The sequence below is a fragment of the Acidovorax sp. Root568 genome (assembly GCF_001427445.1).
GTDB lineage: Bacteria > Pseudomonadota > Gammaproteobacteria > Burkholderiales > Burkholderiaceae_C > Acidovorax > Acidovorax delafieldii.
This window is the reverse complement of sequence record NZ_LMGP01000015.1, coordinates 414,470-432,852: the sequence shown is the minus strand read 5'-3', so window position 1 is coordinate 432,852 and position 18,383 is coordinate 414,470. Positions and strand designations below refer to the sequence as shown.

16 protein-coding genes are annotated in these 18,383 nt (G+C 56.3%); 7 read left to right on the top strand and 9 right to left on the bottom strand.

The genetic code is table 11. The features are described 5' to 3' along the window. Positions 1-190 precede the first annotated feature (190 nt). The 3 genes from ASD75_RS13795 to ASD75_RS13785 form a co-directional block, all read right to left on the bottom strand. The gene (locus ASD75_RS13795) at positions 191-1,366 is read right to left on the bottom strand and encodes a serine hydrolase (RefSeq protein ID WP_056746431.1); all 1,176 of its coding nucleotides are present in this window, start codon (positions 1,364-1,366) and stop codon (positions 191-193) included. Further along, on the bottom strand, positions 1,363-2,364 hold the full coding sequence (locus ASD75_RS13790) for a dienelactone hydrolase family protein (RefSeq protein ID WP_235511624.1): 1,002 nt from the start codon (positions 2,362-2,364) through the stop codon (positions 1,363-1,365). The genes ASD75_RS13795 and ASD75_RS13790 overlap by 4 nt, the downstream gene beginning before the upstream one ends. A gap of 83 nt (positions 2,365-2,447) precedes the next feature. Next, a complete protein-coding gene (locus tag ASD75_RS13785) occupies positions 2,448-3,650 on the bottom strand; it encodes a hypothetical protein (protein WP_235511623.1) in 1,203 nt (400 codons plus the stop codon). Between the two features lie 56 nt (positions 3,651-3,706). On the opposite strand from ASD75_RS13785, the gene ASD75_RS13780 reads away from it, so the two are divergent. Next, positions 3,707-4,117 (top strand): helix-turn-helix domain-containing protein, encoded by a 411-nt coding sequence (locus ASD75_RS13780; RefSeq protein ID WP_082565019.1) that lies wholly within the window; start codon positions 3,707-3,709, stop codon positions 4,115-4,117. A 12-nt stretch (positions 4,118-4,129) separates the two neighbouring features. Here ASD75_RS13780 and ASD75_RS13775 read toward each other — a convergent pair whose 3' ends face one another. From ASD75_RS13775 to ASD75_RS13750, 6 genes are all read right to left on the bottom strand, one after another. Further along, positions 4,130-4,591: a hypothetical protein gene (locus tag ASD75_RS13775; RefSeq protein WP_056746425.1), complete on the bottom strand. Its 462-nt coding sequence runs from the start codon at positions 4,589-4,591 to the stop codon at positions 4,130-4,132. Continuing rightward, entirely contained in the window at positions 4,588-5,253 is a 666-nt protein-coding gene (locus ASD75_RS13770) for a hypothetical protein (RefSeq protein WP_056746723.1), read from the bottom strand. Before ASD75_RS13770 ends, ASD75_RS13775 begins: the two co-directional genes overlap by 4 nt. A gap of 68 nt (positions 5,254-5,321) precedes the next feature. Next, entirely contained in the window at positions 5,322-5,711 is a 390-nt protein-coding gene (locus ASD75_RS13765) for a type I restriction endonuclease subunit M (RefSeq protein ID WP_235511622.1), read from the bottom strand. Positions 5,712-5,854: 143 nt separating this feature from the next. Further along, positions 5,855-6,625 carry a hypothetical protein gene (locus ASD75_RS23730; RefSeq protein ID WP_156401018.1) on the bottom strand — a complete coding sequence of 257 codons (771 nt, stop codon included), beginning with the start codon at positions 6,623-6,625 and terminating at the stop codon, positions 5,855-5,857. 533 nt (positions 6,626-7,158) lie between these two features. After that, positions 7,159-9,681, bottom strand: a complete 2,523-nt coding sequence (locus ASD75_RS13755; RefSeq protein ID WP_056746423.1) for a DEAD/DEAH box helicase — start codon at positions 9,679-9,681, stop codon at positions 7,159-7,161. Next, the gene (locus tag ASD75_RS13750) at positions 9,681-12,134 is read right to left on the bottom strand and encodes a site-specific DNA-methyltransferase (RefSeq protein ID WP_056746422.1); all 2,454 of its coding nucleotides are present in this window, start codon (positions 12,132-12,134) and stop codon (positions 9,681-9,683) included. The genes ASD75_RS13755 and ASD75_RS13750 overlap by 1 nt, the downstream gene beginning before the upstream one ends. Before the next feature lie 756 nt (positions 12,135-12,890). On the opposite strand from ASD75_RS13750, the gene ASD75_RS13745 reads away from it, so the two are divergent. From ASD75_RS13745 to ASD75_RS23375, 6 genes are all read left to right on the top strand, one after another. Then, entirely contained in the window at positions 12,891-13,340 is a 450-nt protein-coding gene (locus ASD75_RS13745) for a hypothetical protein (protein ID WP_156401017.1), read from the top strand. A gap of 63 nt (positions 13,341-13,403) precedes the next feature. After that, positions 13,404-14,267, top strand: a complete 864-nt coding sequence (locus ASD75_RS13740; protein WP_056746419.1) for a restriction endonuclease — start codon at positions 13,404-13,406, stop codon at positions 14,265-14,267. Between the two features lie 32 nt (positions 14,268-14,299). Beyond that, positions 14,300-14,470: a hypothetical protein gene (locus ASD75_RS23725; protein WP_156401016.1), complete on the top strand. Its 171-nt coding sequence runs from the start codon at positions 14,300-14,302 to the stop codon at positions 14,468-14,470. A gap of 311 nt (positions 14,471-14,781) precedes the next feature. Then, complete coding sequence (locus ASD75_RS13735) at positions 14,782-15,783, top strand: site-specific integrase (protein WP_056746416.1); 1,002 nt, start codon at positions 14,782-14,784, stop codon at positions 15,781-15,783. Positions 15,784-15,990: 207 nt separating this feature from the next. Then, positions 15,991-17,532 carry an AAA family ATPase gene (locus ASD75_RS23380; RefSeq protein ID WP_200947598.1) on the top strand — a complete coding sequence of 514 codons (1,542 nt, stop codon included), beginning with the start codon at positions 15,991-15,993 and terminating at the stop codon, positions 17,530-17,532. Between the two features lie 11 nt (positions 17,533-17,543). Continuing rightward, complete coding sequence (locus tag ASD75_RS23375) at positions 17,544-18,383, top strand: HNH endonuclease (protein ID WP_200947597.1); 840 nt, start codon at positions 17,544-17,546, stop codon at positions 18,381-18,383.

Genomic DNA, 18,383 nt, shown 5'->3' with positions numbered 1-18,383 from the left:
CCGTCTATGACACCGAAATCGACGGCAGACCATCACGGCCAGCGCAAATCGCTTCTCTTGTTGGTAGTCACTAACATAAGTGACTTTTTGCCACAACCGCTACTGCTGAAACAGCGACTGCAACCAATGCGATGCCACGCAAAATATTTGTGTCGAACGCTCGTGCTCGGACCGTAAGCCCCTGAGAAAACTAGCGCTGCGTTTGTCCCCAGTCTCGCGCAAGCTCATACACCTCCGGCATCCAAGCTTCCCTGCTGGAAAACACCACAACCATCCTGTCGTTGTTGTGGTGCCAGCCAATGCGCTGGCCACCCCATCCAGTGGCCCATGCCGTACCCGGCGCGGTGGTATTTTCCGTCCAGATCAGGTAGCCATAGCCACCGAACATCCGGCCATGCTTGCGCGCCGCAGGGTTGCGGTCATTGCCGATCTGCTTGACCATCGCGGACTTCACGAAGTCTCCGAAGCAATCCGACTTCTTGGACGACTCCTTGACCCATACGGCAAACCGCATCCAGTCTTCCATGCGCAGCCGCATGCCGGAGTCCCCCAGCCCATTCTTGGCAGGGTCTTGCGAGTACAGCCCCGGATGCGCTGCCCCCATGGGGTTGAGCACCTGTTCTTGAATCCACTGGCTCAGCGGCATGCCCGTCGCGCGGCTGACCATGAGGCCGAGCGTCATGGGGTCAGTGGACTTGTACGCGAAGGCCTCGCCGGGCTTGTAATCCGAGAAAGCACCGCGCGCAGCCTTAGCAACGCGATCCGTCGCTATCAATTCTGCAAGGTTCAGCAGGCCCTGGTTCCAGTCCTTGGTCTGCTCTGGCGTCCAGATCGTGCTGTCGCCGTTTTGCTCTGCTGCACCCGATGCCATGCGCAGCAGATCGTGCACCGTCGCATTGCCCAGCGCCTTACCCTGCAGTTCTGGCAGCACGTCGCCGGCCTTGGACTTCAGAGTGAGCTTGCCCGCGCAAATGGCTTGTCCCGTTGCCATGGCCGTGACCGTCTTACCCATGGACATGCCGAAGAACAGGGATTCAGAGTCGGCCGGGGCGTTGAACGCGGAGTACACGATGGTGTTTCCATCCATTAGCGCGAAGGCTTTGGCGGGCCGTTGGCCGACCAGGGCACGCGCACGATCCACTAGGGCTTTTTCACCGGCCGATACCGGGCGGGTGTTGATCGCGCTCGGATTCGGGCTGGGCTGCGTGATCTGGAACCAACGCGGTCCGGTCTTGGCCAGCAGCCATTCGTCGGGCGCTGCGGCACCGCCATCAGCCACCGGAGTGACTTGCGCCATGGCCCCAGCGCAGAAAGTCAGGGCCGCAGCCGCCAGCAGCCGCAAGGTGTGTTTGGTGGTGAGCTTCATTGGATGCCTTTTAGAAATGCCAGAACGTCTTTCACGGCTTGCTCGCGGGCCTTGTCGTTGCTTTCCACCGTGATCCAGGAGGTCTGCTTGCATTTCGGCATGTAGGCGTTCCATTCCTTGTCGTCGGTGAACGTCTTCCCCGAGACTTTGTCGTGCGCTGGCCCCCAACTACTGCGGTCGTTGGCGCCATAGGGCATGCGCACATCCATAGAGCAGAGATTGAAGTTGCCCTCGTTGTACTTCTTCCAGGGCTGGTTGAGCCGGTCAAAGACGTGCGTCGCACCGGCATAGACCTTGTAGCTGACCGGGTGGCCTGCCGCTGCGTACTCGTCGGCCAACTCCATACACGGCTTGGCTGGGGTCATATCGTCTTTCTCGCCCAGCACCATCAAGACCGGAGCCGGTAGCTTGCTGTGCTGATCCACGCGGTAGCGCATGTTGCAGCCGGGATAGACCGCCACGCCACCAGCCCACTTCACATTGGCGGGAAGCACGTGCTGCTGGTAAGTCGGCCATGCCGCATCAAGCAAGGCCTGCCCGCCGCGCGACCAGCCCATGTGGAAGATGCGGCTGCTGTCTATCTGAGGATGGGTCGCCAGCAGCTTGAGTGCATACAGGGCATCCGTGGTGTTGGCCATGGTGTTCCAGGTCAACTGCTTGGTGGGGCCGGTCACGCGGTCCTCGCCGCGTGGCTTGAAACTGTCCACCACGAACACGGCATAGCCAGCGTTGTTCAGTGCTCTGGCCCATACATCGAAGTACACGCCGCTGACACCCTCGCTGCCGTGGGAGAAGACCACCGCAGGTATCTTGTCATCCGCCCGCTGGGGCGGCATCAGCAGGTCGCCGTAGACCGTGACCTCGGGACCCAAGCGGCCACGGATGAGGGCCCATCGGTGGTCGGGTGTGGAGGACGTGAACTCGATGCGGCCGGTTTGACCGCCGCTAAGGTCAGCGAGGGGGGCCGCTGCGATTCCGCTTGCAAAACACGCGGCCATGGTCGCCGCAGTGGATGATCGAATCCAAACTCTTGTCGTCATTCTTGACCTTTGTTTTGTTGTCGCAGACGTGTTGGTTTGGCTCAGGGCAGCGAGAGGCCCCGACTGTCTTGGCTCAGCCCCATCTTCTGGAACTGCGCTGCGCTGAAGCTGGACATGGCATTGCTTTGGCAGCGCAGTTCAGCGATGCGTTTGCCGCTCTGCTCCACCAGAATTCCCCGGCGTGAAGAATCGCCGCCTTCACCGGCATAGACCACATAGCGGTAGTTGCCCTTGTCGAACGACACAAAGCTCACCGGCCCACCATCTGGCGCTGTCTGTGCACCGTACTGGAAGGCTGCAGCCGCAGCGGCACCGGCGCTTGGATACTCCATCTCTGGTACGCCCTCCGATGGCGCGAGCCGGTACACCAACTGCTCTACGGTCCCGCCATGGCTACTGCAGACCGAGGCGCGCTTCTTTCCGGTAGAGCAAGCAAAAATCGGAGTCTCTGAACCCGTGCACAGATGCGGCACGTTGACACTGGGAGCAGTGGCGACAACAACGGCAGGTGCCTGTGCTGTGGCTGGCTGCACGACCGGAGCGGCAACGGATGCAACGGGTGGCGCAACGCTCGGTGCCTCTTGCGAGACTGCCGCCGGTTCGGGTGGCGGCGAGTCTGCGGTTTTTGCCTCGACGGCTTTCGGTGCCGCACCTGTCATCTGGTCGAACTCAGCTTCGCTTTTGTCAAACACCCTCAGCATCGCCAGATCATGGAACAGGCCCATGAACGGTAGATGACCTGTGAGCTTGACCAGAACCTCCTTGCTGTCTTCTGTGCGCTGCACGGTGTAGGTCACGTTGCCTTTGACCGTGTTGCCATCTAGCGCGGCGCCCTGCGGCTCATAGGTGCCACGCAGGTGATTGAGCATCCGCTGATCGGTGGGGATTGCGTCTTTTGGCATCGCCGTGGTCAAAACCGCAGAACATGTGTTCTTGCCCGTTGCCTCATCAGTGCTGGCCGTGGTGATGGCCTCCACGGTGACTTTGGTGTCCTTGCTGGTGAACTGCACCCGGCGCTGCCGCTCCGGGCTCATGCTGGCGTGTTCCTTGTCAAAGCTCTGCTGGTAAATCTGCTGGACGAGTGACACTGTGGCCGGGTCCGCACATGAGGGAGTCTTGTCGCCACAGCCCGCCAATATGGCTGCAAGGGCTGCGGTCAACGTCACTGCAAAACTTCTCCGATGGCTCATTTTTTCTTCCAGAAGGTTGTAAGTAGTTGCGCCTCTCAAGGAACATTTTGGCATGCAATGCCCCTTTTAAGACGTTTCCTCAATAGGCACATTTCGAGAGCCTGCGGGGCATGTCACGGACTGCTCCACAGAAAAAAGACGCCGCCAACGAATCGCCGGTTCAGCGCCGCCGCAAAGTGCGGCACATACCGAATACCATCACCCAAGCTATTGGCAAAAACCTGCGGCACTTCCGTGAGCAACGCGGGATGACACAACTGGAACTGGCGATGACGGCCGAGGTGGAGCGCACACGCATCTCGAAGCTGGAACTTGGTTTGGTGAATCCCAGTGTCTTGACCGTGGCTACGATCTGCCACGTACTGGGCATCACGCTGGCTGATCTATTCGCCGATATTCGACTTGCGCATCCCCCGACCACGGAAGGAGGACCACTACGCAGAGCCAATCAAGCTGTGCTCGACAAAAAGCCGCAGGCCCGCCAGAGTGCCAAAGGGAGGCCCAAGGCCGGTACCACATAAGTGCCAGAACAGTCAGCCGCTGGCATTCATGACCACTGTCAGTCGCATCACGTCCGCCAGGGCCGGGTCACGCGCCGCAGCAAACCACAGGTTGGTCGTGCGTGAACCCAATGCACCATGGATCGCGCTGAAGACCGCTACGCAGTGTTGCAACTGCAGTCTGTGACTATCGCCGCGCAGCACCACGATAGCCGTCGCCAGATGCCCTGACTGCTCGTGCTGCGCAATGGCATCGCAGCAGTCATTGATCATGGTCCGCAAATCACGGCTGCGGCCCGTGGCGACAAAGCTCCAAGGCGTGTGCCCCCATTCGGCCAGTGCACGACGCAGATCACCCCAGTCCAAAGCAGGCATGGCGTCTGGCTCTGTCGCCGCCAACAAATCGTGGTGGACTTGCGCAAAACAGCCTGCCACATGAGAGGGTATGCCGGACAGCGCCAGCATCTTCAGCCATTGGCGCCGATTGACCGTCATGGCGTCCTTCGCACGCGCACCGCAGCCTGCAGATGCACCTCTTCTGGGTGCCAGGCCAGCGATTCGTAGAGCCAAGTCACCGGACGCGGTCTGCCGGTCTTCTCGGACTTGGCCGGTCGCTTCGGGACGGCATGGCCTTTAAGCCGCAGCCGTGCGTTGTGCGCCGCGAAGACGGGGCCGTCCGTGGCCGGATCGAGCAACAGCACAGTATCGGCCTGGTGCCGCTGGTCCACGAAGGCCCCTTCCGCCCCTACCGCTAGGGTCCAATGCTTGGTGCGAGCATGCCGCACAGAATGCAGCACAAGCGCCACCAGCGAGCCTTGCATCAACCAGTCGAGTGCATAGGCATCCACTGCGTCGTGGGGGCTGTACTTCGCCGTGAGTTCCAGGGGCAAGCCAAGGCTCGCGAAGCGCTCCACCCAATCCGAAGCATAGACTCCGGAGAAAAATGTGTCGCCGAACGCTCTCCAGACTGCGGCTGCTACTCCGTGCTTTCTGTAACTCATGTTGGCTAGCGCACTCGGCTTTGCAAGCGTTGTGATGCTGAGAATTGCCGCGATGACATGCACTCCACAGGCACTATCGAGTTGTGACTGCTGCACGAACGGTTGTACCGGCTCGGCACGCTGAGTCTTAACCGTGAGGGAGTGTCCGGTGATCAAAGCTGGATGTACTCGCTGGAACCGATAGGACACAGCCGGTAGATTCGTTGGTATTGCTTTGGGCATTTTCAATAATCCGAGGGGCGCAGCAGCGTGGTCACACTGCGGTCGGCTTCCGTGATGATCCAGAGCGTGGGCAAGGATGAACGTTTTTCCCTCGGCGTAGCTGCCAGACGCTCAGCGTCCACCAGCCGATAGCAACTCAGAATCCGCAGGCGTCGGTTCACGGCAAACTCGTTTTCTGCACGGTCGCCTTCGCACAGATCGCCCCAATCACCATGCACGTGGCGGCTGATCAAAGCTGCTGCGCTGAAGCCGGTTTCTTGAAGCAACTCCAAAGCTCCGGGCGTGGCCGCGACCTGGCCCAGTGGAAACCGGGCGGTGTTGGAATAGATGATCGTCGAGGTGGTCGGTGCAGGAGCCGCTGCATTGGTTGTGAACGTGGCTGTTGTGGTCATGAAAATCTCCTTGGGTGGGGAACGAAACAAAAGGGTGAAAACAAACGGGCGTGCGAAGTCCTCCGCAAACAGGTACCGGATAGAAAACGCGGGTGAGAGAAATCAGTGCGGCCGCAGAAAAGCAGCCGACGAGAGACGGGGCCTCACTGAGAGGCTGGCAACGAAACTTGCGCCTGGCAGAGCGCTATCAAAAAATCAGTGTCCGAGGCGTAGGGCTGCTCGATCCACTCGGCAAACTGGTCGGTGGCAGACAGCCAGCCGCTGAGCGATGACGGCATCACAGCTTCAGTGCCATCGCCATCGAGCAAGCCCCAGGTGTGCAACCGGCGCGATGCCAAGGCATCTCGCACAGCGTGAACCGGAATCTCGCACAGCATCGCCAGTACATCGCAGGCATGCGTGGAGTCACGCAAAGGAATGACCGGCAAGATCGCACTGCCGAAGCGCCGGACGCAGTAAGACCACCGTAGCCACTGGGACTCGAATGGCGTGAAGTTCAGCAGCCGAGCCAGCGTCTCCAGATTCGTACCGATGCATGACTCCACTGGCGCTGGTGATGGCTCCAAGGCAGCCAGCCGAGTTGCTAGTTCTAACGGGGCCGCTGGGGATGACAAGGCAACTGGATAACAGTCACCGTCCACCATCAAAAATGCAGGCAGATCACCATCGAAAATGGGCTGCCGTGGGTAACCAAGTTCACGCCACCATATCTGTTCGATAGCGCGACTTTCTCGGATCAGGTCTTGGCCGTCCAACAAGCGGGGCAGTAATACCCCAATGCGATACAGGAGGCAGCTCATGTGATGGCTGCGGAAGGCTGCATTGCCTAGGGCATAGGCTGCTCCGTTGCGACAGCACGGGTCAAGTTCGGTGGCATCCCTTTCCGCGCTGCCTGAGATCAGGTCATTGGTCATGGGTTTCTCCCGGGTGAAATCACACCAGTTGGCCCATTCGGAGGCTACCTCAATTCAGATTTTCGAAGGCCCAAATCAGACTCGCTGTCGGCCGCTCAAGCCCAGTGAACCCGGGGCATGGCAGAGTACAAATCAGTTGTGGCGAGGTGGTCTAAAGTCGGCTGAACAGAATATTCAAGCGCTGTTTGGTGGTGCGCAAAAGGGCCGAAATTGTCGAAAAATCGGTCAAAACGCGCTGAAAACAACCACAAAACCGTCAAAAGTCGATCTTTATGCAAATAACCAATAAATTATCTCAATTATATATCATTTTAAATATAACAAGTCGAATTGGCACGATTGAATGCATAAATTGGCTATTTTGCCGTCAATAAAGCGCTTTTAAGTCACAAGCGGCGGTCCTAAATTCAGCCATCTGACGCGGCCTGCACGGATAAACACCTGAATCGCTTAAAGTTACACAGTCACCGAAAAAAGACGCATTAAATCCCGTTCTCGCGGGTACTGCGTAGGCTTCCCTAAAAGCCTTGTGACTACTCGACAGAAATTCCAAAAATTAAATCTAAGGCAGCATTGCTATCCACGGCTAAAACTCGCTTGCGATTAGTCACATCCATCAAGTCCAAGCGCTTAATCTCCTTACCTACAAGCCGGATCACCTCTATGCGCCCGAAGTCCATGGCGTGTTTGGCGGCGAACTGCGCGAGGCCTTTGGCTTTGGCGTAGCTATCTGCCAGAGCGGGGGAGTGTGGTTCCAGAATGTCTACCGTGTGCCCAGCGCCATCAGTGCGCACCACCAGAAAATCTGGGTACATCGGTAGCACCTCACCACCCATTTCATAAGGCAACGACAGCGCCCAGGGCTTGCGTGACACGTTGCGCAGCCAGCCAACCACATCGGGTCGCGCTATTTCTGCTTCGATAACCGTGTGCTCCCAAGTGTTTAGTTTCGCCACAAAATGCCCGGTGGCATCGACGTACAGGTGTTCGTCGTAGCTTCGGAACTCCGGGTCCTTGGTATCTACGGCAAGCATCATTTCTGCGGGTGGCAAGAATGACAGCGCCTCCGGGTCTTTTGCAATTTCATTGACCTTGTTGTATTCCTCCTGCTCCGCAGTGGTCAAATTTTTAATGGCCGCTTTGTGTTGCTTCAGCAATGCCTCGCAGCGGGCACCACAGACTGACTCCAGCGTTTTCCACGTTTTTTCGTCTTGAAGCATCAGAAACAGTTCCAGCCGCGAACGGTTGGGCATTTCGTCGGCCTCGTCCTGGTCATAGTGCGTCTGCCAGTAGTCCAGATGAAGGCCTTCGCCCAAACGCTGCCCGGCACGGCTGAACAGGTCGTCAATGTTCTTTTCGTCCAGAGGCACCGTGATGGTCTGGCCTTGGATTTCCTTCCATGTCCCTTGCTCAACAACTACGGCGTTTAGTGTGATCTGGCCGGAACCTTTCACCTTTGCATCAAAGTTGGGATCGTCTCTTTTCAGCCGGGCAAGCTCGGCATCCAGTGTTTCAATAACCAGCTTCTTTGACCCGTCCCACGCGGTCATATCCACCTCGTGCATAGTGGACAGCAGGCGTGATAGCGCCATCAGGCGGCGCGTATTGGACACCTTGCGTACGCGCTCCACGCGGTAGGTCGGCAGCCCACTCAATGCATCAAAAGCAGCCGCCATGCTGGCATCGCGCTTGAAGGTCACCATCTTCGCTCCGTCTTCCACGTCGGTGGGCGGTAGCTCCATCGGGTCGCCTTGCTTTAGGTGGTTGACTACGCGGGTCAAACCTTCTTTGTCATAGTGCGGCAGGTACAGGGAAACTGAATTCAATATTTCACTGCCCTCGATACGGCGTGCCAACGGCGTACGCACCATACGCCCGATAAGCTGAGCAATCAGGGTGTCGTCCTGTGCTGTGCGGAAGGACATCATCACTTCGGCCCTGGGGCAATCCCAACCAGTAGTGAGCGCCATTTTGAACAGCACAAACTTGATATTTGTTTCTTCCTGAATGCGCGACGGATCAATCTTGCGGATCAGCACACCATGTGCAGAAAGGGGCGCGTCGTGTTCAAAGCAATGCGCAATCTCGGCGGTGTCAATCGGCCCTGTTTCCTTTTCGATTGTGGCAATTACCTCGTCTAGATTGGTACGTGATACACCGTCGCTACTGCCGTCTTGCACCTGGATGATCAGCGCGGGCTGAATCGTAGGTAAACCTTGAGTCTGTGCGTACTCATGCCACTGCGCGCCCATCGCGCGCCACTGCAGAACGGCGGCACGCAACATGGTTGTGTCGGTAGGAAAATCTTCTGTCGGATGAAACACCATGATGCGGTCCTTCAGCAGACCTGATGCACGTACGTCTAGTGGATTTACTTCGCATTTGCGCGGCGTGCGGTTGCTTTGTCCGTCAATCAACTGTTGAAAACGCTTCGGAGTGGCAGAAACACCCAAAATAAGGTCAATAGCCGGAATTTCGCCCTCCGAACCTTTGACAAATTTCTGCAGCACAGTTTGTCGGGTACTTTCATCCGTACGGGACACCTTGGTGCCTCGATGTGCTTCGTCGATGATCAGATAGAAACGGTCTGCTTTGGTTTTGGCTGTGTTGCTAATAGTTTCCCAGATCGTGTAAGTGCGCTTATCACCTCGACCTGAAGTAAGGAGTTTGTCTTTGCCCAGCTTCTGTGTATTGATGAAATACACCTTGCCACCGACGAAAGTTTCACGGTCGAAGTCTGCATCCACAATGACTAGATCGCTATTGCTCAACTTTGTTGACGCGGACGCAATCCGTTTCTTGGATTGCTCGTTCAACACAGGCTGATCTGACAGCCACAGAAACACTGCGTCTGGCTCCGCTGTGAATCGGTCAGAGCCGGTCAGAATCTCCTCTATCAGTGCCGCAGTGATCACCGTTTTTCCCGAGCCAGTAGGTGCGGCGAGAATCACGGCTTGGTGGTCGCCACCACCCGAAACTTCACCTTTTGCGCGCCCTAGTTGATCAATGAGTCGATCGACGGCAGCATCTTGAAAGCCCTTGAGTTCGATTTTCATTAGACAGATTTTTCGGACAGGTTAATGCGGAAATTTTCGAGATAGTCTTTATAAAGTTGCACAACTCTCAAATCGGGCCACTCACTCCGCAGCTTGTACACCGTGTCCTGCGAGTTGGTGACGATAAAGATGTGGGTCAGGTCAGTGCGGCTCTCAACGTGGCGCGCAAAATCCTTGAAGCGAGTCTCCTGCATGAGCACCACGAACGGGCAGCCATCGGGTAAAAGCCACGGTGCATGCGCATCAGGGGCGCTGGGGCGTGGGCCGCATGCACCGGCCATCATCCACAGAATGGGCAGAACAGCAGCAAACTGCCGACCCATCTGAATTTCCTGCGGGTCAAGAAAATCGAGGCGGAAGTATTCGAGATTGGCGGCGAAGCCCTGTGCCATCGGGCGCTTCTCGTCTTCAGCCACTTCTTGCGGCCCCAGTGCTTCGACAATCTGCGCTTTGAGTGCGGTGAACGCTCGACTTTCGGTCGTAACCACGCACAGGTCATTGATGTGATCTGCTTCGCTCAACGCATCTAGCCACGCAGGTGCTTGGCGCACATCCCACAGCACTGACACGGGAACGTCGTCGCTCAAAAACCAAGGACCATCGTCAATCTTGCTCTGGACAACACCGGGCAGCAGTGCGGCAACTTGTTTGCGTTGTGCCAGTGGCAGATTGCGGCCTTCGGCAAAACCCAGTTGGCGAATAGTGCGCGGCTTCTCGCGTGTAATCTGCTTGCCGGTGAGGTAGTCGCCCGGTAAAGGTGTGCCGTCATCGCGCTTGCCCAACATGGTGAACTTTGAACGAGGCCAGGTAACCGAACGGCAAATGCCGTGCTGCTCCCATTCGTCCTGCCCTGGTTGGAAGCCCTGCGCCGTCAGGGTGCGGTTTTCTTCCTCTGATACTTCGTTGTTGGTCACTAGAATGCACTGGCGCTGCCCGCCATCGGTGGCGTTGAGCAGGTTGACAGCGTTGAGCGTAGTTGCACTGCCCGCGAAAAAATCCACCAGCAGCGCATTGGGTTGGCTGCTTACCACGGCGGCGACGGCATCGCGCACGGCATAGATAGATTTTGGAAAGGCAAAGCGCCCACCTTCGCCCAGAATGTTGCGCAACAGACTGGAGCCGTAAGTTCCAGCATCGTGCGTGGCTCGATGCCAAACCGTCTTGATGGAGCGTTGTTGGCCTTCGGTGTATTCCACAGTGACAGCCCCGCTATCCGCATTGCGCCCCACGATGCGAATGGTGCCTTCCTCGATTTGCCTGCGGGCTTTTTCCCCGAGGTAGAGCACAGTCCAAGTCTTGCGTGCTTCGTCGTAGCCACCAAGGCGTACAAAGCCTTGTGCGTGCAGTTGCCGCAGCGTGGGCGGGCTGACGCGCCAATTGCCCAAGGTGTGATCGGTGCGAAACGGCCATGCCACGGTGTTGTCAACTACCGTTTGGTCCGGCACTTCACCCAGCGGCAACGGATCGCCAATGCTCACAATGGCCCGGCGCACTGGGTCGATGTGGATGGGAAAGAACAGCCCCGGCCGGTCCTCACGTTTGGAATTGGTGCCGCCACGCAACAACCATTCCCATCGTGGCGTTTGAAAGCGTTTGCTGTCCGCCCGCTCCGGTGACAGCAGATCGTCTGCGGCTGGTGGAACCGTGGCCTCCGGCATAAAGACGAACAGCGCGTATTCCTCGGCCCGCGACAAGCCGCCTTGCGCTACCCCCTTTTGGTTGATCACGATGGTTGCCATCTGCACGGTGGCGTCGGGAAATTCCTGCTCCAACAAGCAGCCGAGGTGATGAACCTCGTGCTCGTCGATGGTCACGATCAGCACGCCCGTAGCAGGGTTCAGCAAGCGTTTCGCAAGGCGCAAGCGCTTGGCCATGAAGGTCAACCACTTGCTGTGCTGCCACTGGTCGTTTTTGTCGACGTAATCGTTGTTGTACTTCCAATCCCGCGCGCCTGTGTTGTAGGGCGGGTCGATATAGATGCAATCTACTTTGCCCTCATAAGGAAACACCAGCAGTTGCAGTGCGTGGTAGTTGTCTGCCTCGATCAAGACGTGATGCGGAGCCGCGGGGTCACCGTTGGTGACGGCATCTACTGGTGTGAGCGATGGGTAAATCGTTTCGCCCATGCTGCGAACGACAACCAATTGTTGGACTGGGAAAGACTCGCGGGTGCCCGCTGTTGCTATTGCCTTGACGGTCTTCTCAAGCTCACACAGCGCCTCACCTTCTTTGACCGACACCACGCGCCAGATTTCTGACAGATTGCCGGTCTTCAGGGCTACTCGTTCGCCGCGCTTGATCCTCTTACCGAAGAGAGGGACTACCTCTGGCTGGTGTTCCTCAAAGACCAAGCCAAAGCGAGTATGTTTCTTGAGCTTTGCGACCTCCTCCCCGATGGCTTGCCGTAGCGCTGGGTCAGCAATTTCAGCAATTTTTTCTTCGATGCGTGCCATTTGCTAAGCTGATGGAATTATCCAAATAAATGTTCGAGCATACCCCGCTGTGCATGCACTTTTGCGTCCCTCGGTGGTAGACATGCGGTCCTACTCCCTCTAACGCGAGCCACCAGCAGTAAAGATCGACCTGACAGTCCCACTGCTTCGCGTAGAGTGATGCCCGCATAGATTCACGGCATCGCCAGCGAGATGAACAGCCGAAGCCTGTCATGTCGAATGGCGCGTCGATTCTGGAGGCACATAGGTCATGTCTAATCGTGCATTGTTCAGGTGCTCGACCTGTACCACTCCCTTGAGTTAGTCATCACCTTTTCGGGTTGCAGCGCCATCACATCACGTACAGCTGCCTGGCGACACCCCCTCGGAACAGGCAGTCATGAACCCCAGCATTCTCACGACCATGGCTCGGTTTTGCAGCTCCGCCTGTTGCAAACAGCAGCTGCCAAGTCTTCTCGAAGGACAAAGATTGCCGGGCCACCTTCAACACAACCGGGTGTACGGCGGGCCGATTGCCCCCTGCGGGAAATGTGGCAAGCCAGTCACTATCAGTCAGCCCCACGGGGCTTGGATCAAGGGAAAAGTGACTGCAGACATTCAGAGCGGTGATGATGCGCCGCCTGACTGGTTTGACGTGCTTACAGTGGTGTGCGACGGCTGCATAGGGAATGGCGCAGCGGGACAAGTGGAGCAGTTGGAGTCAGACATGCTCACTGGGACGAAAGGCGAAGTAGTAACACCCGACAGAGTTTCCGCATGAAAGCTACAGATGTTTGGGCATCAGGATGTTGGTGCGTGGCAGCGCTGAAGCTGTGCGACGAGCGCATCGAATGTGAGGCAGATGACGGCGTTCGATTTCCAGAACAGTGGATGTTTGTGGTTTGGCGCCCTATGACACAGCCGCTCCCTTTCGTGAGGCCGGACGGATGGGGGTTATCCATTGGCCACCCCAAACAACAATTGGCCGAGATGATTCCTCCGAACGATACGGTCTACATCCTGCAGGATCGTGAATGCCTATGGTCGGCATGGCTGAGTATCCCGCTGGTGTGCGAACGGTACGAGCCCTGGCTGACCGCCGCCATTGAAACCGCGCAGGCCCAACAGCGCTCGGCCGAGCAAAGCCGCTGGGCTCAGTGGTACGGCAATGAGCAGGGCAGATTTCAGAAATTTATCAGCCAAGTCATCTCCACCAAATCAACATAATTTATTGCTGGACCTGACAGTGTCCTTGGCAATAATGACCAATACCAAGATGGAGGAGATGAAGTGGCAAAGAGACGCAAATCAAGCCCGCTGGAGGACATGCTCGATCTGGTGGCTATGCTGCCATGGTGGGCCGGTGTAGCTCTGGGAGTCGCGGGGTATCTGATTTTGCATTGGTTGGCCGCGCCGATTTCGGCGACAGGCGTTCAGCCTGGCCAAGTGGCTGGGTTGATGCAACAAGCTGTCATCAAAGGGCTGGCGACCGCTGGTCAGTACATCGTCCCGATCATCTGTTTTGCGGGGGCAGCACTTTCTGCATGGCGGCGCAAGCAGCGCCAGTCATTGGTCAGTGATGTGGCTCAAGCGCAAAGCGTGAATGCACTGGATGGAATGAGCTGGCGAGAGTTTGAATTGCTGGTCGGTGAGGCGTTCAGGTTGCAGGGTTTCCGTGTCTCAGAAACTGGTGGTGGCGGACCGGATGGCGGAGTGGACATCGCCCTGACTAAGGGCACAGAAAAGTTCTTGGTTCAGTGCAAGCAATGGAAGGCATTCAAAGTCGGTGTGAACGTGGTCCGGGAACTGTATGGCGTGATGGCTGCCGGGGGTGCAACTGGCGGATTCGTTGTCACTTCCGGGCGCTTTACTGCTGAGGCCAAAGCCTTTGCCGAAGGCCGCAATGTGCAGTTGGTCGATGGTCCCAGGCTTTTTTCTATGATCCAGCAGGCGAAGCAATCCATGTCTGCTGCAGTCAAGCTGCCAGAAAACAAGCCAGCAATCGCCCAACCGGGAGCCGCTGTCGAGACAGCTTGTCCGCAGTGTGGTGCGGGTATGGTCATGAGAACGGCACGCAAGGGCGCTAACGCTGGTGGGGCATTTTGGGGCTGTTCAAATTTTCCGAGTTGTCGTGGTATTCGGAAGGCCGTTTAGTTGGTGTATGGGACCAATTTTTTGAGGATCTTATGAGCGAAATCGACGGAACAAACTGCACACGTGTGACTGTGAATAAACACGGTCTATTGTGTTATGTCACTATTAAAGACGATGAGATCGACAAGCTGCCAAATTACATTGCAGAGAACGAAGAAGAGGGTTTCATCGTTACTACTGAGCGTGGCGTGTGGACTGAATAATTGGTAAAAATGTCATTTTGCTTGGCAGCCGACAACCTGAGATAATAGAAAAACATCTCGTCGCAATGGCGTCATCTTGGCAGATGGTCTTCACCCGCTCGATTTATCGGTTCGTGACCCCGTTTGATTTTTTCTTGCCATGCCTTTGGCGTGTGACGTATTCACACGTCCATGCGGGGATGGCGCTCAGAATTTTTCTCTGATTTCAGGTAGCGATAAGACACAGTTATCGACTGCCAGACACCACTAAAAACGGCCCCTTTCGCGGGCCGTTTTTTATTGTTTTTCCACCTTCGTCCATAGGACTCACCATGAAGAAAATTCGCACTCCGCTGGAGGGCGCTGGCGTAGCTTTGTCCGCTCGCAGCACCACCATATCCAACCGCATGCCGCAAACGCAACCAGCGGGCGATCTGAGCGGTTTTTCGGCCACGGCCGAGCAGTTCATAGCTGCGAGTCAGTCCGCAGCTACCAAGCGCGCATATGCCTCTGATTTGAAGCACTTTTTTGCCAACGGCGGGAGCGTTCCAGTCAGCCCTGCGGCTCTGGCCGAGTACCTGGCTCGATGCGCGGAAAAGCTGTCGGTTGCTACCCTGGAACGTCGGTTGACCGCCATCCACAAAGCCCACGTTGAGAATGCTCTGAAATCCCCGGCCCGAAGTGAGACCGTCAAGCGCGTGATGCAGGGTATTCGCCGGACGCTGGGAACGAAGCAGCGGCAGGTGCAGCCGTTGGTCACAGACGATCTGCTAGCGGCGCTGGTGATGATCGACCGGCAGAAGATGCCCATCAAAGTTGCGCGCGACCGTGCACTGCTGCTCGTTGGCTTTGCTTCGGCTATGCGCAGGTCGGAACTGGTGGCGATGCGTGTGGAGCATCTGACCTACCTAGGCAACGGTGTGGAGATTTTCTTGCCATCTAGCAAGACCGATCAAGAAGGCCATGGTCGTACGGTGTTCATCCCGCACGCCAATGGAGAGCGTTGCCCAGTGCGTGCCCTGACGCATTGGCTGGAAGTCTCAGAAATCAAGGAGGGGTTTGTGTTTCGTGCCGTCAGCCGCCACGACCGCGTTGCACGGTGGGGGTTGTCAGCGCAGTCGGTGGCGCTGGTGATCAAGGCGTCGGTGCAGCGCGTCGGTGGAGACGCGAAGAAATTCAGTGGTCACAGTTTGCGGGCTGGCTACTGCACGAGCGCAGCGGAGAAGGGCTTGCAGCCGTGGCAGATACGAGAACAGACTGGACACAAGTCTGACGTCACCTTGGCCAAGTACATACGGCCTGTGAGCAGAAGGAAAATTCCCAGTTTGCTGTGAAGCGCTTGCTTGGGTGCCTTTTGCAGATAGCCTTTCCTTAGGCAAGTCAGCAATCAAGCGGCGTCCAATGGGCTCAACTATCATCCTTCAGTCACTGTTGGCGGCACCCATCAGGTCCAGGAGGGTGCCGCTTGCACCAGCTATTGAGGCATACCGTTGAATATAAAACAGCTAAATTGGGATGACCCCCGATAGAGGAGGACGACTTTGTTGATCACGCCTTTGGCCCGCGATGTGGGCGCTCCAGCTACCTCTGTCAATCGAGCTTATCTTGTGTATGACAGATGGGACGACTGGGGAAAATTTCGGACGCAGTTTGCACTCGTGGTTTTCGACGGTCAGGGGCAACGCAAACGCATTGGTGACGTGAAGATTGGCCAGCGTGGTCTTCGATCAGCGGCGCAGGCATCTCCGGGGGAAAGAGCGCCTGAATTGCCGCCACCTTTCGAGACGCTGGATGAGCAATTTTTTTCACTTGGGCAGAACGAAGCGTATTACGAGGCGCTCGCAGAGTTGCCGGAAAATCTGCGGATAGAGTTACTTCAAGGTTTGCGCGATTGCGCATTTAACCCCGATATCTTCGAAGAATATTTCAACGAAGAGGTGATGCAAGAGTCGCTGCTGCGGGATGTGAGGGCAAGTAGTGTACGTGGCCGTCTGCGTCGGCTAGCACACGGCGATGCCCGACTCACCGAGTTTGACTTCAGCTTTGAACTGCCAGAAGAAGAGGGGGCCCCGCCGGTGAGCCTTGATTTCCATGTTGTGCCGGACTCTATGCCCCCAACCAACGTCCATGTACTCATTGGTCGGAATGGCGTCGGAAAAACTCTCTGTATGCGTCAATTGACTCATGCTCTTCTCGGTCGGCCTGCACCGGAGAATGCACGTGGGGGGCAAATAGTGAAGCGCAACTTCGGGTTGGACGCGGACTGGGATTTTGCTGGACTGGTTCTGGTTTCCTTTAGTGCATTTGATAGTTTTGACCTTGCCGCGAATAGAGATGACGCTTTGCCCTGCAAACAAGTTGGGCTGCGTGAACACGTTAACGGCACTGTCAGCGTGAAGAGCGCGGAGCGACTGGCGTTGGATTTTGCCGAAAGCTTGCGTAGTTGCCGTGAAGGTCAGCGTGCGTCGCGATGGCGAGAGGCAGTTACTGTCTTAGAGACAGATGATCTTTTCGCTGAAGCCGAAGTGCAAAATCTTCTTGAGTTGCAAGATTCGGAAGAGCAATGGAAAGCAGCCGCCGCTAGGAGATTTGAGCGCTTAAGTTCAGGACATGCAATTGTTCTGTTGACTGTGACCAGGCTTGTCGAGCTGGTAGACGAAAAGACGCTTGTCCTTTTGGATGAGCCAGAAGGGCATCTTCATCCGCCTCTCATTGCCGCGTTTGTTCGTTGTCTTTCAACGCTGCTCGTGAGACGGAACGGCGTTGCAATCATTGCCACTCACTCGCCAGTTGTGCTTCAAGAAGTACCTGCATCCTGTGCTTGGAAGCTGCGTCGCAGTAGCAGTGAACTGATAGCTGAACGGCCGGAAATAGAAACCTTTGGCGAGAATATTGGTATCCTGACACGAGAGGTTTTCGCCTATCAGGTAACCAGAGCGGGTTTTCACAAAATGATTACCGCCGCTGTTGATGCTGGCGAGGATTTTTCTGGGCTCGTTGCAAAATTCAATGATCAGCTTGGCGGTGAAGCTCGCGCCATTGCTAGAGGTCTGATCGCTCATCGTGACAGTGAGTCAGCTTAATAATGAGAAGCTTGCCTAAACCGAATTTGGTTGTCGATAGCATAGTGGACGACTGTGTGCGAAGTGTTCAAGATCATGATCTGAAGAACCGACTACGACAAGCGAAGCAATCTATTGCTAGTGCAGCACAGATTTATGACGGTCACGGCGCAGCCGGTAGCTTGTATCTTATAGCGGGTGGTGAAACTGTTGACACGGTTTCAGCAGTAGAGATGGAAAAGCTCTACAAGCAAACCTTCGTGAAAAGCAAACGAACACGTCCGATATATTCATCGCTCAAAAAAGCGTGTAAAAACGACATTTGTCCTTTATGTGGGCAGCGCACAGTACATCAATTGGATCATTATCTTCCTGTTTCCCAGCACCCGGTATTGGCGGTAACTCCAATTAATTTGGTGCCTGCATGCTCAGAGTGCAATAAAGAGAAGCTTGATCATGGCCCAGAAACTGCAGAGGAGCAGACTCTCCATCCATATTTTGACAATTTGGCCCAAGTTCGCTGGCTTTATGCTGAAGTCCAACAAACTCAGCCCGTAAGCTTAACTTTCCGGGTAAGCCCACCGGCTGACCTAGGAGATGTTATGAAGGCTCGCATCCTAGGGCACTTTACAACCTTTAAGTTGGGTCAGCTCTTCGCATCTCATGCTGCGGAGGAGCTTGGCAACATCCGTTATGGGCTTGAGGTTTTGGCATCAAACTCAGGTGCGGCCGCAATGGACGAATTGCGAGGTCATCTTAGACGTGAGTCTGAAAGCAGAGCATTCGTGCATCAAAATGCTTGGCAGACCGCAATGTACGAAGCTCTTGCGCAATCGGACTGGTTTTGTGCCGGAGGCTACCGCCAAGAGTGA